Genomic DNA, 20,741 nt, shown 5'->3' with positions numbered 1-20,741 from the left:
GACAGCATCGATATGGATCGGTCACGCCGATGCTCGGACGCGGTGATTCACACCATCGGAACGTCGATGTCGAGCACCATCGCGGGCGCCGCGTTCACGATGCGGGTCGACAGCCACGAAACAGCAGCGATACCGTCGGCGCACTCGGCGCACTCGGCGCACTCGGCGCACTCGGCGCACTCGGCGCACTCGGCGCACTCGGCGCACTCGGCGGGCTGCGGCGATTGCGGTCGGTGCGGGTGGATCCGGCGGTTACTTGCGGGCGTGCCGATACCGGTTGACCAGGGCGGTTGTCGAACTGTCGTGTGCACTCGGCTGATCGGTGGTGAGTTCGGCGTAAATCTTTGTGGCGAGGACCTTTCCGAGTTCGACGCCCCATTGGTCGAAGGAGTTTATGCCCCAGATCCAGCCCTGGGTGAAGATCTTGTGCTCGTAGACGGCGATGAGTTGGCCGAGCGTGTACGGGGTGAGGTGGCGTAGCAAGAGGGTGTTGCTCGGCCGGTTTCCCCGGAAGTCGCGATGGCCCCGCAGTGGACCGGTGTCATCGGCGCTGCCGAAGGCCAGGGCTTCGGTCTGTGCGAACAGGTTGGCCATGAGCAGGTCGTGGTGCTCGGTCAGATCGTGCCGCGGGCGCAGCACTCCGATGAAGTCGGCGGGCACGGTCGTGGTGCCCTGGTGCAGGAGTTGATAGAAGGCGTGTTGGCCGTTGGTACCCGGTTCGCCCCACACGATCGGCGCGGTGTCGTAGCCGATCGGATTGCCTTGGTGGTCAACGGATTTGCCGTTGCTCTCCATATCCAGCTGTTGCAGGTAGGCAGGCAGTCGGGACAGCCGCTGGTCATAGGGAAGCACGGCGTGGGTATGGGCGTGCCAGAAGTTGCGATACCAGACCCCGATGAGTCCGAGCAGTATCGGAATATTCTGTCGCGGTGGGGCGGTGCGGAAGTGCTCGTCGATCGAATGCGCTCCGGCGAGCATGCCGCGGAAGTTGTCCGGACCGATGGCGAGCATGAGCGATAGACCGATCGCCGAATGCAGCGAATACCGGCCGCCGACCCAGTCCCAGAACTCGAACATATTGGCCGGGTCGATACCGAACGCGGCGACCTCGCGGGCATTGGTCGATACCGCGACGAAATGCCGGGCGATGGCGGCGGGCTCGTCGAGCGCGGCCAGTAGCCATTCGCGGGCGGTGCGGGCGTTGGTCAGGGTTTCGATCGTGGTGAAGGTTTTCGACGACACCACGAACAGGGTGGTGGCCGGATCGAGGTGGTGCAGGGTGCGGCTGATGTCGTGGCCGTCGATATTGGCGACGAACCGGACATCCAATGTCTCGGAGGCGAATTCGCGCAAGGCTTGATAGGCCATGGCGGGTCCTAGGTCGGACCCGCCGATACCGATATTGACCACCGCCCGGATCGGCGCACCGGTCGCGCCGCGCCACTGCCCGGAGCGCACCCGCTCGGCGAATGCGCTCATCCGGTCCAGGACGGTTCGTATGTCGGTGACCACGTTGCGCCCGCCGACCTCGATACTGCGCGCCGCGGGTGCGCGCAGCGCGGTATGCAGTGCGGGACGCTGCTCGGTGGTGTTGATCGCCTCGCCGGTGAACATGGCGCGGATGCCGGTCCCGAGTTCGCGCTCATCGGCCAATTCGATGAGTAGGTCCAGGGTTTCGGCGGTGAGCAGATTCTTGGAGTAGTCCAGTACCAGGCCGCTGTGCTCGATGGTCATCGCCGGTCCGCGCCCCGGTTCCCGGTCGAACAATTCGCGCAGCCGGGTTTCGCGCAGGTCGCCCCGGTGGGTCCGGAGCTTGGTCCAGGCCGCGGTCTCGGCGAGATTCATGCGCTGATCGGGGTCCTGTCGAGTAGGGCGAGTATCTCGTCGGTGGTACCGGTTTCGGCGATCTTGGGAAACACCCTGCGCAGCACGTAGTCGTGATCTTCCTGATCCAGATCGGTAACCGCGTCGGTGGCGATCGTGACGTTGAAGCCGTACTCGTGCGCGCCACGCGCGGTCGATTCGACGCCCATACTGGTGGCGATACCGGTAACCACGACCTGGGTGACGTCGTGTTCGCGCAGCCACGCCGCGAGCGCGGGGTCGTGGAACGCGCCCCAGACCCGTTTTATCACGGTGTGGTCACCCGGCCGCGGCCCCAACTCGGACAGCAGCGCGACGGCCTCGGCCGCCGAGCTCGCGGCCGAACTGTCGGACTGGCGGCCCGCCCCGCCACCGCGGCTCGCCTCGGTGCGGCCGGGTGCGACACCGGCCGCTGTCACGATCACGACCGGGAGGTCGCGTTTCCGGAACGCGTCGGCCAGCCGGATCGACTGCTCGACAATCGACTTCGCGGAATGCGCGGTCGGCAGCGCTACCACCGCATCCTGCAGGTCGACGACGACCAGCGCGGTGTTCGCATCTATTTCGGTCAATGGCATGAGATCACCTTTCGGTCCAAGATCGACATTATTCTCCACTGAGAATGCCAATTGCGCTGTCCGGTAATCGGATCAGCCTTCAGTACAACCCGCCGTCCACCCGGATCAGTGCGTCGGTGGTGTAGCTGGAGGCGTCGCTGGCGAGATACAGCGCGGTGCTGATGATCTCCTCCGGCTTACCCGGCCTGCCGAGCGCACTACGGGTGATGTGTCGCTTCTCCTCCGCCCAGGCCTTGGAGATATCGGTGAGGAACGGCCCCGCCGAGATGGTGTTGACCCGCACCTTCGGACCGTATTCCTGGGCGAAGACAGTGGTCAGCACATTCAGGGCGGCCTTGGCTCCGGCGTAAGGGCCGAATCGTGGTTGCGGCAGCAGTGCTCCCGAGGAGGAGATATTGATGATCGAGCCGCCGTCGCCGTCGGCCATGCGCCGCCCGATCAGCGACGCGAGCCGGAACGGGCCCTTGAAATTGACCCCGATCACCTTGTCGAACAGCTCTTCGCTGGTCTCCTCCGAGGACGGCGCCAGCGGCGACATACCCGCATTGTTGACCAGGATGTCGACCTTGCCGAACTCCTCGTAGGCCGCGTCGGTGAGTCGGCCGAGGTCGTCCCAGTGGCCGACATGCGCGGCGAACGGCAGTGCGCGCCTGCCCAGTTCGCGGACCTCCTTGGCGACCACCTCGCAGGCGTCGAGCTTGCGGCTGGTGATCACCACGTCCGCGCCGGCGGCGGCGAAGGCGCGCACCATTTCCAGGCCGAGGCCCCGGCTGCCGCCGGTGACCAGCGCGACCTTGCCGGACAGATCGAACAGTTCCGCCGTCATGCGTTCACCCCGCCGCTGAGGCTGTCGTCATTGATGATGTGCGCGTAGCGCTTTCGCGCATCCTCGAGCTTCGGTGGGATGTGTTCGCTGGGGAACAGTCCCTCGGCGGGCCGGTACTTCTTCAGCATCTGCTTGGCGACCGTGGTGCGGTGCACCTCGGTCGGGCCATCGGCCAGGGCGAGATTCGGGGCGGCCATCCACCACTTCGCCAGCGGCAGTTCATTGGTGGTGCCGAGCGAGCCGTGCAGGTGCAGCGCGCGCTGGATGATGTCGTGCAGCACCTTCGCCATCGCGACCTTGCACATCGCGATCTGCGTGCGGGCGGCGCCGTGCGGCTGGGTGTCGATGATCCAAGCGGTGTTCAGCACCAGCAATCGGTACTGCTGCAATTCGATCCAGGAGTCCGCGATGAACTGCTGTACCGCCTGCTTATCGGCGAGCAGGGTGCCTTGGGTGCGGCGGGAGATCGCGCGCTCGCACATCATGTCGAAGGCACGGGTGCATTTGCCCACGGTGCGCATGGCGTGGTGGACGCGGCCACCGCCGAGGCGGGCCTGGGCGACCTTGAAGCCCTCGCCGGGTGCGCCGAGCATGGCGTCGAGCGGGACCCGGACCTGGTGGTAGCGGATATAGCCGTGGATGCCCTCGTCGAGGGCGTCGCGTTCATCCATGGTGCCGACATTGCGCTTGATCTCGATGCCGGGCGTCTCGGCGGGCACGATCAGCATCGACATACGGGCGTGCGGCGGCGCGTCCGGATCGGTGACGGCCATGACGATGAGGAATGACGCGTACCTGGCATTGGAGGAGAACCACTTCTCGCCGTCGATCACCCATTCGTCCCCGTCGCGCCAGGCGCGACACACGAACTCCTTGGGGTCGGCGCCCGCCTGCGGTTCGGTCATCGAGAAGGTGGAGACGATCTCGCCGTCGAGCAGCGGCTGCAGGTAGCGGGCCTTCTGCTCCTCGGTGCCGAACATGGCCAGGATCTCCGCATTACCGGTGTCCGGTGCGGCGGTGCCGAAAACCGTTGGCGCCCAATAGGACCGGCCCAGAATCTCGTTGAGGTAGGCGAGCTTGACCTGACCGTAGCCCGGCCCGCCCAGTTCGGGTCCGAGGTGACAGGCCCACAGGCCCTGCGCCCGGACCTGCTGCTGCAACGGCCGCAGGATCGCGCGGGCCTTTTCGTTACCGGTGTCGTACGGGTCGCCGCCGTGCGGGAACAGCAGGTCGAGCGGCTCGACCTCCTTGCGCACGAACCCCGCGGCCCAGTCCAGCTTGGCCTGGAATTCGGGTTCGATCGTGAAATCCAGCATCGGTCCTCCGAAAGGGATCAGTGGGTGAGGTAGGTGCGGGCGGCCGTGAGCAATGGCGGGATGCCGTGGCGCATCCGTTCCACCCGCTCGGTGACCTGGCCGCGGCGCTCAGCGTTCTTGACCAGCAGCGCGGATGCGGCAGCCTGTTTGTAGCGGACCAGGGCGTCGAACCAGCCGAGGTCCGCGACCGGTGTGCCGCGCGCCGCCTCGTACGCGGCGAGTAGTTCGTCGGGTTCGAGCGTCGGGGCTACGGGCGCGACGGCCGTCGGATGGGCGGGATCGGACATCAGGCGCAGCCACGCCAGGTCCAGGCGCGGATCGCCGACCGACCAGATCTCCCAGTCGATCACCGCCCGGATCTCGGTCCCGACGCACTGCATATTGCCCAGCCGCCAGTCACCGTGCAGGAGCGCGGGCGGCAGTGGCTTCGGAATCGCTGCGGTGAGCAGAGTCCGGCACTTGACTTCGTCGAGCTCCGCGTCCGGTTCGAGCGCGCAGGTGGCGAAGGCCCGCTGCCACCGCTCGACCTCGGTGCCGAGGGCGACCGCGGGTTCGTCGATGCCCAATTCGGCGGGCCCGACGGTGTGCAGGGCCGCCAGCATACGGGCGGCCGCCGCGGCCCGCGCGCGCACCTCGTTCGGAGCGGGGCGACGTTCGCGCGCGATATGGCGGGGTTCGTAACCTTCGCCGTCCGCGAAGGACATGACGAACAGCGGCGGGATCTCCGGCGGTGCGCCGACGTCGGAACCGAGTACCTTCGGTACGGCCACATCGGGCACCTCGGCGAGTGCGGTGAGTGCGCGGGCTTGGCGCAGCACATCCCGGTTCCGGACGGGTTCGAGACCCGGCGGGGCGACCTTGACTACGACGCGAACCCGCTCGTCGGTCACGGCCGAGTAGGTGAGGCTCGAGGTACCGCCGGTCAGCTGCGTCAGGTCGTGCAATGGACGGCCGATCGCCGCGGCCGCGCGATGCGCGATATCGGCGGGATCGGCAATACCCACTTTCGGTCCTACCACCTGTGACCCATCGGCCATGCCCACTCCGTTCGACAGAACGCCATACCACCGTGCAAGAAAACGATTCTGGTGAATCGGTATCCGAACAGTACACTCTTTTACATGACGAGTCCACACGTCGAGGACGACCCCGTCGGCGGCGAATCCCTGGTGGCCCGGGCGGTGCGGCGGCGTACGGGAGATCGGTACGCGATCGCGCGGGATGAAGTGCGCCGCCTGCTCGACGCGGGCATGGAGTTGATGCGGGCCGATCCGGGCGGGAATCCGCGAATCGTCGAGATCGTCCGCCGGGCAAGGGTTTCCAACGATGCCTTCTACCGGGCATTCCGGAGCAAGGACGATCTCATGGCCGCGATCGCCGACGACGGGGCCAGGCGGTTGCTCGGCCATATCCGCCGCCGATGCGCTCGGCACACCGACCCGGTCGACCAGATCAGGGCCTGTGTTCAGGTGGTTTTCAAGCAGGCGGCCGATCCCGAGGTAGCCGCGACGACCCGGGCGGTGCTGCGGAATACCTCCCGTGATGGGCGATCGGCCTTCGGCGGTGTCGAACTGCGCCGCCGCATTGCCGAACTGCTCGCGGTGCCGCTCGGTGCGGGTGGGAGCCCGGATCCGGACCGCGACGCCCTGGTCGCAGCCTGTGCGATCTTCGCCGTCATGGAGCAGTTCCTGTGGACCGAACGGGTGCCGACGGCCGCGGATGTCGAGCATCTCGTGGCCTGGATCGTGCCACCGAAACCAGGGGTGACCGATGCGGTCTGACCCTGCACAACCTTGTGGTGTCCGTTGAATAGCGGATACTCTTCTTCAAATACCGACGCTAAGAGGAGCTGGTTCGATGCACAAACCGATGCAGGGCGTGCGCGTACTCGAGGTCGCGCAATTCACCTTCGTCCCGGCGGCGGGTGCGGTGCTCGCGGACTGGGGCGCCGACGTGATCAAGATCGAGCACGCGGAACGCGGTGATGCCCAGCGCGGACTGGTCCGGGTGCTCGGTTACGAGGCGAACAGTGCCGGGTCGTCCTTCTTCCCGATCATGGAGGGACCGAACCGAGGCAAACGCAGTGTCGGTCTCGCACTGGAGAAGCCGTCCGCGCGCCGGGTGCTGGAGGAGTTGATCCGCAACAGCGACGTATTCCTCACAAACTTCCTGCCGGAGGCGCGAGCGAAACTGCGGATCGATCTCGAGGACGTGCGCGCGATCAATCCGGACATCATCTACGTGCGGGGCAGTGGCTTCGGTGTGCGCGGCGCGGAGGCGACCAAGGGCGGCTACGACAGCACGGCATTCTGGGCGCGCGGCGGCAGCGCCGCCGGGGTGACCCCGCCCGGCGCCGACCGGATGACCCGAATGCCAGCGGGCGCCTACGGCGATTCGATCGGTGGCATGACCATCGCCGGTGGTATCGCGGCCGCGCTCTACTCGCGCAAGATGACGGGGGAGCCGTCCGTGGTGGACGTCTCGCTGCTCGGCGTCGGCGCCTGGGCCACGCAGTTCACGGTCAATCTCGCATTGATGAACGGTGGTCCGCTGCCGGTGAATTCGCCGCCGCGGCACGGTTCGGCCACGAATCCGCTCATCGGGGCGTACCGCACCTCGGACCAGCGGTGGCTCGAATTGTCGATGCTGCAGCCCGGCCGCTACTGGCCCGAGTTCTGCAGGCTGGCAGGTCGCGAGGAATTGGCCGCCGACGAACGCTTCGACAACACCGAGAAGCTGATGTCCAATGCGGCGCAGGCCGCCGAGCTCGTCGCCGAGATCATCGCGGCGCGGCCGTTCGCCGAGTGGGTCGAGATCCTCGGCAGTGGGGAAGGGCAGTGGGCGGCGGTGCAGAACGCGTGGGAGGTCGGTCAGGATCCGTCGCTGCGTGCCAACGATCTGATCGCCTCGGTCGTCGATGCCGACGGCGTCGATCGTGAACTGGTCGCCAACCCGGTCCAGTTCGACGAGACGCCGGTAACTCTCACGCGGGCACCGCAATTCGCCGAACACACCGACGAGGTCCTGCTCGAGATCGGTCTCACCGAGGAGGAGCTGATCGCGCTGAAGATCGACGGCGCGGTCACCTGATCGCTTCCGCATCGCAGGCATGCGGAAGGAAAAGTGTCCTCTTCGAAGCTGAACGTCCATCCCATGGGATAGCGCCCCGACTCGCATCCGCCATCAAATAGGCTGCTAATTGCGAGTTGTTTCAGAGGGTGACGAGCAAGAATTCGTCGACGCTAGGCAAAAGAGGTTACGAAATAAGGGCTGGCCGGTATATTGGACCAGCACGACGAGTCGAGGCATGCCGGGTCACGGTATGCGCATGACGTACTACGAGGCTGCGACGCGGCACGGGTGCGGTCGCAACGCCCACCGGCCCGCGGAGACGCGAATACAGCGCCCGGCGCGGCGGCCTTCCAGAGAGGATCAGCGATGAGCGAGCGAGCAATAGGCACAGCCACGTCAGTGGTCATGACGGAGCCGGGCGACAGCGAGGCGCAGTCATGAGTACTGCGCTCGAGCCCGAGGGCACCTACGAGGGTGTCCCCGCGTATCACTTCGACAACCGGCTCGGCGGTCCGGTCCTGAGTCATCAGCAGCGATGGGATGAAGTCGCCCGCACCCATTCCGGATTCCGCAGCACCATCGCGCGCGGATACTGGGTCGTCACGGAGGGCCGGGCGGTGCAGGAGGCGCTGCAGGACTGGCGAACCTTCTCGAACACCTCGGTGACCGCGCTCGAGCCGAATCCCCGTTTCCTGTGGATTCCGGAGATGCTCGATCCGCCTGTGCACACGAAATGGCGGCGACTGCTCGGCAATGACTTCTCCCCGAAGACCATCGCCGCCCGAGAGGAGGAGATCCGGCAGGTCGCGATCGAGCTGATCGATCAGCTCGAGGACAGCGGCAGTGCCGATGTCCTGGACGAATTCGCCCGCCGGTTCCCGACCATCATCTTCATGCGGCTGGTCGGCCTGCCCGAGGCGGATCTGCCCATCTTCCTGGACTGGGTGCACGACATGCTGCACCTGCCCTATGACGAGGATCCGGAGGGGGCCAGACAACTCGCCGCGATGCGGGCCGTGTCGGACTACTTCGACGAGCAGATCGCACTGCGGCGCGAGGCCCCGCGCGACGATCTGCTCTCGCGTGCACTGGATTACGAGATCGATGGCGAGCCGATCAGCGATGCGGATATGCACGCATTCTGCATTCTGCTGTTCCAGGCGGGCTTCGATACGGTCCCGATCTCCATCGGCTGGGCCCTTTATCACTTCGCCACCCATCCGGAGCAGCGCGAAGCGATCATCGCCGACCCGTCGCTGATCGCGATGAGCGTCGAGGAGATCCTGCGCGTCTACTCGTTCGTGGTGCCCGCGCGGAAAGCTATGCAGGACACCGAGATCGGTGGTTGCCCGGTCAAGGCGGGCGAGATGGTGATGCTGCCGCTGGCGGTCACCAATCGCGATCCCGAGCGGTTCGAGAATCCGCTGGAGGTGGATCTGCACCGCACCGCGACCAACCACATCGCCTTCGGCTCGGGTCCGCACCGTTGCCTCGGCTCGCATCTGGCGCGCTTGGAGCTCAATGTCGCGGTCGAGGAGTGGCACAAGCGGATTCCGGAGTATCGGATCGTGGACGGACAGGAGCTTTCGCAGCACGGCAATATGTACGGCATCCAGTCGCTGCGATTGGAGTGGTGACCGCCATGACGAATTCCACTGTGACACAAATACTTCGCGCTGCGGATCTCTACCACACCGGGATCGTGGTGCCGGACATCGAGGCATGGAAGACACGGATGACCGAGCTCGCGGGCTACCGGTGGACCGCGACCCAGACCGTCGAGGTGCCGGTCCGGCTGGCCGACGGTGAGCGGGTGATGCAGCTCAGCTTCACGTATTCGCTCGACGCCCCGCACATCGAACTGGTGCAGGAGATCCCCGGGACGCCGTGGACGGCGGCGCCGCCGCACGTCGCGACGCACCATCTCGGTTACTTCTGCGATGACGTCGCGACCACATCGAAGCGGTTGGCGGCGGCGGGGTTCGCCTTGGAAGCCTGCGCGGTGGTCGACGGCGAGCCGTCGATCTTCGCCTATCACCTGTCGCCTTCGGGTGTGCGGCTCGAGATCGTGGACCGGTCGCGGATGCCCGATTTCGACGTCTACCTGCGCTCGAAGCTGCAGTGATGGCCTTCTCGTTCACGGCGGAGCAGGAAGAACTCCGCGCTACCGTGCGGAGATTCCTGGCGGACAAATCGCCGAGCGCGGCGGTGCGGCACTGGATGGAAACCGAACCCGGTCACGATCCCGCGGTGTGGCAGCAGATGGCCGAGCAACTCGGCCTGCACGGCCTGGCACTGCCGGAGGAGTACGGCGGTTCCGACGGCGGACCGGTCGAGCTGGGCATCGTGCTCGAGGAGATGGGGCGAGCGCTGTTGCCGTCGCCGTATTTCGCGACGGTCGCACTCGCCGGTCAGGCGCTCGCCACTTGCGGTGACGAGGCGGCCAAGGCGCGCTGGCTGCCCGCGCTCGCCGACGGGTCGCTGACCGCGACACTGGCGCTGGCCGAGGAGAGCGGCTCGTGGCGGCTCGCGGACGTCACCACCGTGGCGACGCGGGTGGGCGAGACCTGGACTCTGTCCGGCACCAAAATGTTCGTCGTCGACGGCGACTCGGCCGACCTGCTGCTCGTCGTGGCAGGCGGCGAGGCCGGAGTCGGACTGTTCGCTGTGAACGGAACTGCGGCCGGGGTGACCAGAACCCGGTTGGAGACACTCGATCCGACCCGCCGTCTGGCCAAGATCGACCTGAACGACGCTGTGGCGCAACGGATCAGCCCACCTACTGATGCGTCGGCATACCTGCAGGGCGTTCTCGATCTCGCGGTCGTCGCGCTGGCCGCCGAGCAGGTCGGTGTGGCGCAGGCATGTCTGGACGCCGCGGTCGAATACGCCAAGATCCGGGTTCAGTTCGACCGGCCGATCGGCTCATTCCAGGCCGTCAAACACAAGTGCGCGGACATGCTGCTCGAGGTGGAGGCCGCACGCTCGGCCGCCTACCATGCCGCGACCGTGGCGGCCGCCGGTTCGACCGAGCTGCCGACGGCCGCGGCATTGGCGGCGGCGTACTGCTCGCAGGTCGGCACCCATGCGGCCAAGGAGAACATCCAGATCCATGGCGGCATCGGATACACCTGGGAGCATGACGCGCACCTGTATCTGAAGCGCGCGAAGTCGTCCGAGCAGCTGTTCGGCGGCCCGGCTTCGCATCGGGCGCGGCTGGCCGACCTCGTCGGTATCTGAGCGGTTCGGGCCGGGGGGCGCCGACGGTGTTCGCCCCGGCCTGGAATCCGCACTGCGCCAAGTCTTCTCGTAGCGACTCGCAGATAGACATCGGCGCAATAGTTGGTCGCCCGCCATATCGGTGCCCTGAAATAGATCGCTGAGCGATAGCGCGTTGGTGTGTCGCATCAGTTCGCCGCCATCCGACCTGGCGTTGCGATTGACTGAACAATGCTCGAATCGTGCGGCACAGAGGGGAGATTCTGTAGCCGACAGCTCCATGTTCACGTCACGGATGTGATCTATCAGGCTCCCCGGTTGTCTGTTCGATCCAATAAATCAGTGTACTCTTATCTCGACGGTGAGCTCGTGGACTCGATCTCCGCGCACACGGAGTGGTCCGAGCGACGGCCCGATGCGGCGTTATCGCACGGAGTCGAACACCATGACCAACGTTCTCGCCGAGCAGGTGCTCGGCCTTCCGAAAGGCTGATCACATGGGAATTCGCGACCGACTGTCCCTGTTGCTCGCCGAGGCGCCCGCCGATGCCGAGGCCATCGAGCACGAGGAGCGCTGGTGGACCTGGGGCATGGTCCAGGAGACGGCGCGGACGGTGAACGGTGTGCTCGATACCGCGGGTCTGCATGCCGACGCGCGCGTGGGCGTGGTGTTGGAGAACCGGCCCGAACATGTCGCGGTGGTCGCCGCCGTGATCGCCTCCGGGCGCTGTGTGGTGATGCTCAGTCCGCTGCAGCCCGCGGCCCGACTCGCGGCCGATATCGCCCGCTGCGAGCTCCCCGTCGTTATCGCCGGGGCGGAGGCGCTGGCTCGTACGGGCGTACTCGCCGCGGTGACCGCGCACGGCCTCGCTGTGGAACTCGGCGCGGACGGGGCACTGCGTCCGGCGGGTGGAACCGCCGCACCCGACGCACCGGCCAATCCGGGCGTGGCCGTCGAAATGCTCACCTCCGGCACGACCGGTCCGCCGAAGCGGGTGCACCTGCGGGTCGGACAGCTCGACCAGGCGCTCGCTTCGGGCGGGCAGACGCCGAAGCCGGGTCGGCTGCTGACGCGGTCGGCGGCACTGGTATCCGCGCCGCTGGTGCATATCGGCGGACTGTGGCGGGCACTGGCCTGCCTGGCCACCGGCCGCCGGATGATCCTCATGTCCAAATTCGCCCTGGAGCCGTGGCTGCGTGCGGTGGAACGCCACGAACTGCGAGCGGTCAGCTTGGTGCCCGCGGCGCTGCGCACCGTGCTGGAGGCCGATGTGCCGAAGCAGCGGTTGGCGAGCCTGCAGGTGGTCACTTCCGGCACCGCGCCCTGCCCGCCGGAACTCGCCGACGCGTTCTTTCAGAAATACGGTCTGCGCGTCCTGATGACATATGGCGCAACCGAATTCGCCGGTGCGGTCGCCGGGTGGACGCTGCCGATGCACGAGCAGTGGTGGGATCGCAAGGTCGGCAGTACCGGCCGCGCCCTGGACGGCGTCGAGCTCCGGGTGACAGACGAGAACGGCAGCGAACTGCCGACCGGGCAGACCGGACGGCTCGAGGTCCGCACCGAGCAGACCGCGCAGGGCGGCACGGTGTGGGTGCGCACCAGTGATCTGGCCCGGATCGACGCGGACGGCTTCCTGTGGATCGAAGGGCGCGCCGATGACGCCATCATCCGCGGCGGCTTCAAGGTGCAGCCGGAGACGGTCCAGCGCGTGCTCGAAGCGCACGACGCGGTGCGGGAGGCAGCCGTCGCCGGTCTGCCCGATCCGCGGCTCGGCTCGGTGCCGGTGGCGGCGGTCGAAGTCGAACCCGGACGCACGCCGCCCGCGGTTGCCGAACTCGTCGCCCTCTGCCGTACTCAGCTGATGCCCTACGAAGTGCCCGCGCACATCCTCGTGCTCGACGCATTGCCGCGCACACCGTCGAGCAAAGTGAGCCGCGTGGAGCTACTGGATATCGTGCGAGCCCGACTCGCCGAACGCACGACGGCCTGACCGCAACGATCGAGGAGGATCTGTGACGAGCACCGAGGACAAGCCCGCTGAACAGTTCGGTGTGCTGACCGACCAGGCGATCGAGCGGTCCCGCCGCCGTCTCGGCATACCGAATCCCCAGCGCAATCCGCCGCACAACTACCAGGTGACCTGGGATGGGGTGCGCCACTTCGCATTCGGCTACGGCGACGACAATCCGCTGTACTGCGATCCGGACTACGCGGCGCAGACCCGCTGGGGTTCCCTGATCGCGCCGCCGACCTTCCTCTACACGATGGGCGAGGATGCCGCACCGAAGCCGGACGCCGAAACCAAGGCACTGCTGAAGGGTGACCCCTTCGCCGGGCTGGGCTCCTATCAGGCGGTGATGGAATTCGAGTGGTGGCAGCCGCTGCGCCTCGGTGACCGCAGCCGGGTGCTGCAGACTCAGGTCGGCGTCCAGCCCAAGCGCAGCGGCTTCGGCGGCCGCACCGCGCACGTCACCCAGGATTACCTGTACACCAACGGATCCGGTGAGATGCACGCTGTGCGGCGCGGCACCTGGATCAATGCCGAGCGGCACACCTCGAATAAGCGGGCCAAAGAGAAACTGGAGCAAACCCCGTATACGCCAGCACAACTCGCCGAAATCGACGCGGCGTACGCGGCCGAGACCAGGCGCGGCGCCGAACCGCGCTACTGGGAGGACGTGGCGGTCGGCGAGGTGCTGCAGCCCAAGGTGAAAGGGCCGCTGACCACCACCGATGTGGTCGTCTGGCATCTGGGCTGGGGTATGCAGCTCACCCCGCCGGGCGCATTCAAGATCGCCGCGAATATCCGGCGCAAGGCCCCGGGCCTGTACCCGGCCAACGGGTTGAACATTCCGGATACCGTGCAGCGCCTGCACTGGGAACCCGCGCGGGCACAGGAACTCGGGCTGCCGAACTCCTACGACTACGGCGGCATGCGCGAGACCTGGCTGTGCCATCTGCTCACCGACTGGGTCGGCGACGACGGCTGGCTGTGGAAACTGCGCTGCGAGCACCGCAAATTCAATTACATCGGCGATACCACCTGGGTGCGCGGCACGGTCGTCGACAAGCGACAGGTGGACGGGCGCAACGAGATTCACCTCGAGGTGCGCTGCGAGAACCAGCGGGGTGAGATCACCACACCCGGTACCGCCGTCGTGCTGTTGCCGACGCGGGACCACGCCGTCGAACTGCCCGCACCACCCGCCCCGGATCTGGACGGCATGGTGGCCCACGAACTGGCCCGGTTCAGCGTCAGCGGTTGAGCCGGACCCGGCGGCCGGGACGCGGGCAACGCCAGTGGTCGGCGTCCCGGTCGTCGAAACTTCAGTGGCGCTGAGGAGTTCGGTCCGGCTGGAGGTTCAGTGCCACCAAGGAGCGAGTGCGTCGAGGTGGCGGCGCATGCGGTGCCGGGCGATTCCGGCGTCGCCCTGGACGATCGCGTCGAGGATGAGCTGGTGCACGTGCTCGACCTCCTCGGCGGCGGTGTCACCGGGCAGCGGCTGATCATGTCCGGCCGCGTGGCGGCGGAACAGTTCGGTGATGATCGACAGGAACAGCGAAAGTACCGGATTGCCGGCCAAATCGGCCAACTCGGTGTGGAAGAGGTCGGCCTTGCGCGGGTCGTCGGCCGGACCCTCGGTCGGCCACCGGACCGCCGCCGCGAGACGTTGCGCCACTTCGTTATCGCCGTCGGCGTAGCGGGCGGTCACCCGGGCGACGATGCCGAGTTCGATGGCATTGCGGACGATTCGCAGATCGTCCGCGGTGACGCCTTCGTATTCGAGGAACAGCGCCATCGTGTCGATGCTGGCCTGCGGTTCGGGCTCGGTGACCACCAGTCCACCGCCCGGTCCGCGGCGCATCTGGGCGACCGCGTGGTATTCGAGCAGACGGACGGCCTCGCGCAGCACCGCTCGGCTGATCCCGTAGCGGGCGAGCATATCGGTCTCCGAGCCGAGCACCATGCCGACCTGCCAGCCGCGCGCGGCGATATCGTCGTGGATCCTGGCGGCGACGACTTCGGCGAGCTTCGCCCGCGGCCCCTCGACCATTTCGGGCTCGATCACATTGCCCGCGACCCGCGGTCCGCGACGTACCCGGTGCTTTTCGATCCAGGCGGCCACCGACTCCAGATGTGCGGTCAGATCCGTCTGCGCCCGCGCGCCGTCGCCATCGATGACGGCATCGATGATGGCCCGATGCGCGATGCGCGAGGTCTCCTTGGAGCTCAGAATCTCGGCCTTCGAGAGTCGGCGCGAGGTGTTCGCATATCGTGCGGTGAGGCGGGTCAGCACATCGATGAACAAGTGCAGCACCGGATTTCCGGATAATTCACCCAGCATCGGATGCAGCGGATCCTGCGACTGAACTCCGGGTTCGTCGGCATGGCGGACCTCGTATTCGAGGGCCGTGCGCAGGGTATCGATACCCTCTTCGGTGATCCGTTCCGCGGCCAGCCCCGCCGCGATCGGCTCGAGCAATAACCGGGCCTGCAGCAGGTCCGACACACTGGTGCCGACGTACTCGAGGTAGATCACCATGGCTCGCGTCGCCGGGCCCGCATCAGGAGCGCAGATGAACAGGCCGCCATTGGGACCGCGCCGCATCTTGGCGACCTGGTGATGTTCGACCAGCCGCACCGCCTCGCGCAGTACCGCGCGGCTGACCCCGAAGCGTTCGCGCAGGTCCACCTCGGATCCCAAGGACTCGCCCACCGGCCAGCCGCGGCGCATCACATCCGCCTCGATACGATGGGCGATCTGGGCCGCGAGTTTGCCGACCGGTGCGTAGGTCTCGACTGCGTAGGTCTCGACGGTGGTGAGGTCGGAGTCCTGCTCGCTGTCGGCGGGCTCGACGTCGACGGCAGTCACTATGGGCCAACTCCTCAATGCGGACTTTGCGGATCCTCAGTCTACTGGCCGGTTGGCCAAAAGTGCGTGCGACGTGCGGGGGAAAGTGGTGAGTGACGGGATTAGGGCCACTGTTTGTCACTCACTCACCGGGCATCAAGCGCCCAGCATCTGCAATCCACCGCTGACCGCGATCAACTGGCCGGTCATATAGCGCGATCCCGGTCCGGCCAGGAATACCATGACCGGCCCGAGGTCGGCATACGGATCACCGAGTTCGCCGCGCAACGGGATGGTCTCCCGCAGGCGCTCGGCGAGCGCGGCCGAACCCGCGGGCCCGAGATGCTCCCGGAACCGTTCGGTGCCGGGCGTCTCGACCGCTGGTGCGAGCGCGTTCACGGTAACGTCGAACCTTCCCCACGCCGCGGCCGCGGACCTGGTCCACGCCTGCACACCGGCCTTTGCCGCCGCGTAGTGCGGTGCGAGCGGATTCCCGCGAATCGCCTCGCCCGAACCGAGATTGATGATTCGCCCGCCGGCGTCGCGCATGCGCGCGAACGCGGCCTGGTTGGTGAGGATCGTGGTCCGGAGATTGGCGTCGAGGACGAAATCGAACTCGTCATCGGTCAGCGTCTCCGGGGTGCTCGGCTGCCAGACGCCCGCCGCGTGCAACAGGATATCCAGTCCGCCGAGGATCGCCGTCGCCGATTCGAAGGCGGCGTCGACGGAAGCGCGGTCGCGCGCGTCGCAGGACAACCAGTCGCAGCGCCCCTTCAACTCGTCCGGCGGTGGCGTGTGGTGGAAGAGGCCGACGACACTGGCGCCGGCGTCCAGGAATGCGGCGACGGCCGCGGCGCCGACTCCGGTGGCCGCCCCGGTCACCACGGCGCGGCAGCCGGTGAGTGGGTGGCCCGCCGATACCTGCTCGGGCTCGAGGGTCGTACTCATCGCAGATCCTTTCATGTGATATGGAGTATACTCTTTTGAGTGTTCGTTCAAGATGTATCGCGGAGAATGGCGCGAATCGTTGGTTGAACAGTGGGTTAGAGTGGCCCCATCGCGAGGTCGTGGTGCCCGACGATGAGGAGTAGATAGCGATGCAGCTGGAGTCCACGCCGGAACTCGAAGCGTTCCGGAAGAAGGTGCGGGCATTCGTCGCCGAGCACGCGCCGGGAATCAAGACCCACACCGGTGTGCGCGCGCCTGAGCCCGAACTCATGCCTGCGATCCGCGAGTGGACCGCGAAGCTGTTCGACGCGGGCTTCCTCGGCATCAACTGGCCCGCCGAATACGGCGGCCGGCCAGACGCGCATCCGCTCGAACCGTTCATCGTCGTCGAAGAGATCACCCGCGCCCGCACCTGGCAGCCGATCGGCGCGGCCGCGCTCGCCTCGGCCGCGGTGATCGACTTCGGCACCGACGAGCAGCAGGCGCGCTTCCTGCCCCGCATCCGTACCTGCGAAGACGTGTGGTGCCAGCTGTTCAGCGAGCCGGGTGCGGGCAGTGATCTGGCGGCATTGCAGACGCGGGCGCGGCTCGAGGGTGAAGGCGATGACGCGGTATTCGTCATCGACGGCCAGAAGGTCTGGACCACCAACGGGCAGCACGCCGATATGGGATATCTGCTCGCGCGCACCGACCGCGATGCGCCGAAACACAAGGGCATCACGGCATTTGCGCTCGATATGCGCAGTCCGGGCGTCGACATCCGGCCGCTGCGCGAGATCACCGGGACCACCGATTTCAACGAGGTCTTCCTCGACGGTGTCCGGATTCCGGTGGCGAATGTGATCGGTCGGGTGGACGACGGCTGGCGGGTGGCGATGAGCAGCCTCGGACACGAGCGCTCCGGCGTGGCCGCGCGCGGGGTGGAGTTGTTCGCCGCGCTCGACGATCTGTTGCGGCTGGCCGGTGCGACATCGGTCGGCGGCGTGCCCGCACTGGAGGATTCCGCCACGCGGCAGGCGATCGGTGAGCTCGCCACACGGGTGTATGTCAACGCGGCAATGGTCGGCCTCGCCCAGTCCCGGATGCTGCATCACACCGAACAGCCCGCCGACGCCCCGATCGGGAAGATCTTCTTCAGCGAACTCAATTACGACCTGGTCGAATTCGGGATGCGGCTGCAGGGCACGGACGGGCTGCTGACCGAGGCCGACCCGGATGCGGTGGCGGCGGGCTGGTGGCAGGACGCGCACCTGTATTCGCGTGCCTACACGATCGCCGGTGGTGCGAACGAGATCCTGCGGACACAGGTCGCGGAGCGGGGATTGGGGCTACCCCGGGAATCCCGGTGACAACCGGCGAGATCCGGACGCTGATTTCGGAGATCGAGCGCGGCGCCGCCGAGCACGGTGGAGTGCCGGTGGTTTTCGCCGGAACCGAGCGGACGGTTTCGACGACACTCGGTGAGTTGGTGTCCGACGCGACGCGGGTGGCGGGTGCGCTGCAGGGGCTCGGGGTGGGGCCGGGCGATATCGTCGCCGTGCAGCTGCCGAACTGGTACGAGGGCGCGGTCGCGCAGACAGCCGTCACACTGTGCGGTGCGGTGCTGCTGCCGATCGTATTGAGCTACGGCACAAGGGAACTCGACTTCATACTCCGGCGGTCCGGGGCGCGTGTACTCGTGGTGCCCGGTGTCCGTCGCGGTCGCGACCATGCGGCAATGATCGCGAGCCTCGGCGAACTGCCTGGGCTACGTGTTGTCGTGGTGGATGAGCAGGCTGCGGAGGGGATGATCCCGTTCGGCGATCTCACCGACCACCCCTACCTGCGCCCCGAGGTGCGCCCGTCGGATCGTGCCTTGCTCGTCTTCACCTCGGGGACGACGGCCGATCCGAAGGGCGTACAGCACTCGCATGCGTCACTGCTGGCCGAGCTGGATTCGCAACTGACACTGCGCGAAAGCGGGCATGCGGCACGGCATCTGGCGTTGTTCCCCGCCGGACACGTCGCCGGACTGCTCGGGCTCTTGCGTATCGTGATCCACGGCGACGAGACCGTCGTACTCGATGCCTGGCAGGCCGCTCGGGCAGCCGCGCTGGTCGACGAATACGCCCTGACGTCCGGTGTCGGCGCACCGATATACCTGGCCGGACTGCTCGACGAACGCGACCGCGGCACCGCCTCCCTCGCGACATTGCGTGAGTTCCTCGTCGGCGCAGCCGGGGTAGCGCCCGCGCTCATAACTCGTGCCGATCGCGCCGGTATCGCCGCATTCCGTTCCTACGGTTCCAGCGAGCATCCCACCATCAGTTCGGGGCGACCGTCGGATCCGCTGATCAAGCGGGCCGACACCGACGGGCGCGTGACCCATGGCAACCAGGTGCGCCTCGTGGACGAGGACGGCATGGATGTGCCGGAGGGTGAAATCGTCACCCGGGGTGGCGAGCTGTTCCTCGGCTACACCGACCCGGAACTGGACGCCGCGGCGTTCCTGCCGGGCGGCTGGTTCCGCACCGGCGATATCGGCCGCCTCGACGCCGACGGCTGTCTGACGATCACCGACCGCAAGAAGGACATCATCGTTCGCGGCGGGGAGAACATCTCCGCGAAGGAGGTCGAGGACGTCCTCGCGCAGCACCCGGCGGTGGCCGAGGCGGCCGCGGTGGGCTTACCGGATGAGCGCTACGGCGAGCGGGTCTGTGCCGTTGTCGTGCTGCGCCCGGATTGCGCGCTGGATCTCGACGAAATCGGAAGCCATTTCGCCCGAACCGGTTTGGCGCGGCAGAAGACACCCGAGCGGCTCGTCATCGTCGACGAACTGCCCCGAACGGCCGCGGGCAAGGTGCAGAAGTTCGTGCTGCGCGAACGGATGCGCGGCTAGCGGTAGCCGCGCATCCGCTCGCGATCAGCTGGTGGCGTCAGAACGCGTAAGGGCCGAACCGGCCCCACGCAATCACGGCGGCGAGTACGAACAGCACCACGCTGGGCGCGATTTCGGCCCATTCGTTGCGGCGCGCGTGCGTCAGGGCGGCGCCGATCATGATGATCGCGACGCCGACCGCGGCGATCGGGGTGAGTACCGGGACGATTCCGGTGAGCGCGGGCAGCACGAGGCCGAGTCCGCCCACCACCTCGACCGCGCCGATCGCCTTCACCTGCTGGTCGGTGTAGCTCTCGACCCAGGACATTTTGGCGGCGAGTTTTTCGCGCGGCTGGGCGAGTTTCCCGGCACCGGCGGCCACCAAGACCACGGCCAACAGGCCCTGCAGGATCCAGAGGAAGACGTTCATCGAGAACTCCTAGTCAATCGCTCGGCCGGAGGGCGGTGAGCGGGCAAACACGAACAGAATCAAAAGCGGACTTTACCCCGCTTTCATTCCCGGCGGTAACTTGGAACTCGTGGAACCGACCGCGCTACACCTTGGCCTGCCGCGTAACGAACGCGGCGATGCCGCACGTAATCGACGACATCTGCTGGATGTGGCGCGCCAGTTGGTCGACGAACTCGGCGTCGAAAAAGTCACGATGGATGGATTGGCCGAACGTGCCGGACTCGGCAAGGGCACGGTATTCCGCCGATTCCGGACCAAGGCGGGCATCTTCCACGCCCTGATGGACGAGGACGAAAAAGCCTTCCAGCAATCGGTACTGTCGGGCCCGCCACCACTGGGCCCCGGCGTCGACCCGATCCACCGATTGATCGCCTACGGCCGAGCTCGCCTGGACTTCCTGTTCGACCACATCGCGATCGCCCGCGCATCCCTGGACGCCAACCAGCCGATCCCGGTCGGAGCGGCCACTATCTCCCAATTCCACGTCCGCATGCTGCTGAACCAGGCGCGCGCGGACATTCCGGATACCGACATCCTTGCCATCCAGCTGACCGCGGCCTTGGAAGCCCCCGTCCTGCTCTATCTTCACGCCACAACCGCGGCCGATATCGCGCACGCGCGAAAGCAATTGGCTGATGGTTGGGAGCGACTGGTCGAACGAATCGTCACCCCCGAACCCGGTGGACGCCAGGGTGATTCGATAGCCGACTCGGCACACGGTCGACCCGACTGA

Annotated in this window: 19 protein-coding genes; 11 read left to right on the top strand and 8 right to left on the bottom strand. The window is 66.9% G+C overall.

All coding sequences use genetic code 11. The features are described from left to right. Positions 1-29 precede the first annotated feature (29 nt). Complete coding sequence (locus OIE68_RS17945) at positions 30-281, top strand: hypothetical protein (RefSeq protein WP_327100506.1); 252 nt, start codon at positions 30-32, stop codon at positions 279-281. Here OIE68_RS17945 and pgi read toward each other — a convergent pair. From pgi to OIE68_RS17920, 5 genes are all read right to left on the bottom strand, one after another. Beyond that, the gene (gene pgi, locus OIE68_RS17940; RefSeq protein WP_327100505.1) at positions 253-1,845 is read right to left on the bottom strand and encodes a glucose-6-phosphate isomerase; all 1,593 of its coding nucleotides are present in this window, start codon (positions 1,843-1,845) and stop codon (positions 253-255) included. The two genes, OIE68_RS17945 and pgi, sit on opposite strands and share 29 nt — an antisense overlap. Continuing rightward, entirely contained in the window at positions 1,842-2,441 is a 600-nt protein-coding gene (locus OIE68_RS17935) for a cysteine hydrolase (RefSeq protein WP_327100504.1), read from the bottom strand. The genes pgi and OIE68_RS17935 overlap by 4 nt, the downstream gene beginning before the upstream one ends. Before the next feature lie 79 nt (positions 2,442-2,520). Next, positions 2,521-3,267, bottom strand: a complete 747-nt coding sequence (locus OIE68_RS17930) for a glucose 1-dehydrogenase (RefSeq protein ID WP_327100503.1) — start codon at positions 3,265-3,267, stop codon at positions 2,521-2,523. Further along, positions 3,264-4,583, bottom strand: a complete 1,320-nt coding sequence (locus OIE68_RS17925; RefSeq protein ID WP_327100502.1) for an acyl-CoA dehydrogenase family protein — start codon at positions 4,581-4,583, stop codon at positions 3,264-3,266. Before OIE68_RS17925 ends, OIE68_RS17930 begins: the two co-directional genes overlap by 4 nt. Positions 4,584-4,600: 17 nt before the next feature. Further along, on the bottom strand, positions 4,601-5,620 hold the full coding sequence (locus OIE68_RS17920; RefSeq protein ID WP_327100501.1) for a phosphotransferase family protein: 1,020 nt from the start codon (positions 5,618-5,620) through the stop codon (positions 4,601-4,603). 84 nt (positions 5,621-5,704) lie between these two features. Between OIE68_RS17920 and OIE68_RS17915 the strand changes: the two genes are divergently transcribed. The 7 genes from OIE68_RS17915 to OIE68_RS17885 all read left to right on the top strand — a co-directional run bounded on the left by OIE68_RS17915 (position 5,705) and on the right by OIE68_RS17885 (position 14,144). Next, positions 5,705-6,364 (top strand): TetR/AcrR family transcriptional regulator, encoded by a 660-nt coding sequence (locus OIE68_RS17915; RefSeq protein ID WP_327100500.1) that lies wholly within the window; start codon positions 5,705-5,707, stop codon positions 6,362-6,364. Positions 6,365-6,440: 76 nt separating this feature from the next. Beyond that, positions 6,441-7,673 (top strand): CoA transferase, encoded by a 1,233-nt coding sequence (locus OIE68_RS17910; RefSeq protein ID WP_327100499.1) that lies wholly within the window; start codon positions 6,441-6,443, stop codon positions 7,671-7,673. A gap of 419 nt (positions 7,674-8,092) precedes the next feature. Then, positions 8,093-9,292 carry a cytochrome P450 gene (locus OIE68_RS17905; RefSeq protein WP_327100498.1) on the top strand — a complete coding sequence of 400 codons (1,200 nt, stop codon included), beginning with the start codon at positions 8,093-8,095 and terminating at the stop codon, positions 9,290-9,292. A 5-nt stretch (positions 9,293-9,297) separates the two neighbouring features. Beyond that, positions 9,298-9,780: a VOC family protein gene (locus OIE68_RS17900; RefSeq protein WP_327100497.1), complete on the top strand. Its 483-nt coding sequence runs from the start codon at positions 9,298-9,300 to the stop codon at positions 9,778-9,780. After that, positions 9,780-10,895 carry an acyl-CoA dehydrogenase family protein gene (locus tag OIE68_RS17895; protein WP_327100496.1) on the top strand — a complete coding sequence of 372 codons (1,116 nt, stop codon included), beginning with the start codon at positions 9,780-9,782 and terminating at the stop codon, positions 10,893-10,895. The genes OIE68_RS17900 and OIE68_RS17895 overlap by 1 nt, the downstream gene beginning before the upstream one ends. Before the next feature lie 476 nt (positions 10,896-11,371). Beyond that, the gene (locus OIE68_RS17890; protein ID WP_327100495.1) at positions 11,372-12,868 is read left to right on the top strand and encodes a fatty acid--CoA ligase family protein; all 1,497 of its coding nucleotides are present in this window, start codon (positions 11,372-11,374) and stop codon (positions 12,866-12,868) included. A gap of 22 nt (positions 12,869-12,890) precedes the next feature. Continuing rightward, positions 12,891-14,144, top strand: a complete 1,254-nt coding sequence (locus OIE68_RS17885) for an FAS1-like dehydratase domain-containing protein (protein WP_327100494.1) — start codon at positions 12,891-12,893, stop codon at positions 14,142-14,144. 96 nt (positions 14,145-14,240) lie between these two features. Here OIE68_RS17885 and OIE68_RS17880 read toward each other — a convergent pair whose 3' ends face one another. Both OIE68_RS17880 and OIE68_RS17875 read right to left on the bottom strand, forming a co-directional pair. Next, the gene (locus OIE68_RS17880) at positions 14,241-15,641 is read right to left on the bottom strand and encodes a FadR/GntR family transcriptional regulator (protein WP_327101708.1); all 1,401 of its coding nucleotides are present in this window, start codon (positions 15,639-15,641) and stop codon (positions 14,241-14,243) included. A 246-nt stretch (positions 15,642-15,887) separates the two neighbouring features. Next, positions 15,888-16,679: an SDR family NAD(P)-dependent oxidoreductase gene (locus OIE68_RS17875; protein WP_327100493.1), complete on the bottom strand. Its 792-nt coding sequence runs from the start codon at positions 16,677-16,679 to the stop codon at positions 15,888-15,890. A gap of 149 nt (positions 16,680-16,828) precedes the next feature. Here OIE68_RS17875 and OIE68_RS17870 point away from each other — a divergent pair, with 149 nt between their 5' ends. Then, complete coding sequence (locus OIE68_RS17870) at positions 16,829-18,028, top strand: acyl-CoA dehydrogenase family protein (RefSeq protein ID WP_327100492.1); 1,200 nt, start codon at positions 16,829-16,831, stop codon at positions 18,026-18,028. Next, positions 18,025-19,557, top strand: a complete 1,533-nt coding sequence (locus OIE68_RS17865; RefSeq protein WP_327100491.1) for an AMP-binding protein — start codon at positions 18,025-18,027, stop codon at positions 19,555-19,557. The genes OIE68_RS17870 and OIE68_RS17865 overlap by 4 nt, the downstream gene beginning before the upstream one ends. 37 nt (positions 19,558-19,594) lie before the next feature. On the opposite strand, the gene OIE68_RS17860 is transcribed toward OIE68_RS17865, so the two are convergent. After that, entirely contained in the window at positions 19,595-19,966 is a 372-nt protein-coding gene (locus OIE68_RS17860) for a DoxX family protein (RefSeq protein ID WP_327100490.1), read from the bottom strand. Between the two features lie 109 nt (positions 19,967-20,075). Between OIE68_RS17860 and OIE68_RS17855 the strand changes: the two genes are divergently transcribed. Next, the gene (locus OIE68_RS17855) at positions 20,076-20,741 is read left to right on the top strand and encodes a TetR/AcrR family transcriptional regulator (RefSeq protein ID WP_327100489.1); all 666 of its coding nucleotides are present in this window, start codon (positions 20,076-20,078) and stop codon (positions 20,739-20,741) included.

This window comes from Nocardia vinacea, assembly GCF_035920345.1.
GTDB classification, from domain to species: domain Bacteria; phylum Actinomycetota; class Actinomycetes; order Mycobacteriales; family Mycobacteriaceae; genus Nocardia; species Nocardia vinacea_A.
This window is presented reverse-complemented; position numbering and strand designations above follow the sequence as displayed.

Excerpts from the sequence above, each read along its gene's own strand:
- OIE68_RS17890 (WP_327100495.1), top strand. The coding sequence starts at position 11,372 with ATGGGAATTCGCGACCGACTGTCCCTGTTGCTCGCCGAGGCGCCCGCC.
- OIE68_RS17920 (WP_327100501.1), bottom strand. The coding sequence starts at position 5,620 with ATGGCCGATGGGTCACAGGTGGTAGGACCGAAAGTGGGTATTGCCGAT.
- OIE68_RS17860 (WP_327100490.1), bottom strand. The coding sequence starts at position 19,966 with ATGAACGTCTTCCTCTGGATCCTGCAGGGCCTGTTGGCCGTGGTCTTG.
- OIE68_RS17870 (WP_327100492.1), top strand. The coding sequence starts at position 16,829 with ATGCAGCTGGAGTCCACGCCGGAACTCGAAGCGTTCCGGAAGAAGGTG.
- pgi (WP_327100505.1), bottom strand. The coding sequence starts at position 1,845 with ATGAATCTCGCCGAGACCGCGGCCTGGACCAAGCTCCGGACCCACCGG.
- OIE68_RS17915 (WP_327100500.1), top strand. The coding sequence starts at position 5,705 with ATGACGAGTCCACACGTCGAGGACGACCCCGTCGGCGGCGAATCCCTG.
- OIE68_RS17925 (WP_327100502.1), bottom strand. The coding sequence starts at position 4,583 with ATGCTGGATTTCACGATCGAACCCGAATTCCAGGCCAAGCTGGACTGG.
- OIE68_RS17945 (WP_327100506.1), top strand. The coding sequence starts at position 30 with ATGCTCGGACGCGGTGATTCACACCATCGGAACGTCGATGTCGAGCAC.
- OIE68_RS17895 (WP_327100496.1), top strand. The coding sequence starts at position 9,780 with ATGGCCTTCTCGTTCACGGCGGAGCAGGAAGAACTCCGCGCTACCGTG.
- OIE68_RS17875 (WP_327100493.1), bottom strand. The coding sequence starts at position 16,679 with ATGAGTACGACCCTCGAGCCCGAGCAGGTATCGGCGGGCCACCCACTC.
- OIE68_RS17935 (WP_327100504.1), bottom strand. The coding sequence starts at position 2,441 with ATGCCATTGACCGAAATAGATGCGAACACCGCGCTGGTCGTCGTCGAC.
- OIE68_RS17930 (WP_327100503.1), bottom strand. The coding sequence starts at position 3,267 with ATGACGGCGGAACTGTTCGATCTGTCCGGCAAGGTCGCGCTGGTCACC.
- OIE68_RS17905 (WP_327100498.1), top strand. The coding sequence starts at position 8,093 with ATGAGTACTGCGCTCGAGCCCGAGGGCACCTACGAGGGTGTCCCCGCG.
- OIE68_RS17900 (WP_327100497.1), top strand. The coding sequence starts at position 9,298 with ATGACGAATTCCACTGTGACACAAATACTTCGCGCTGCGGATCTCTAC.
- OIE68_RS17910 (WP_327100499.1), top strand. The coding sequence starts at position 6,441 with ATGCACAAACCGATGCAGGGCGTGCGCGTACTCGAGGTCGCGCAATTC.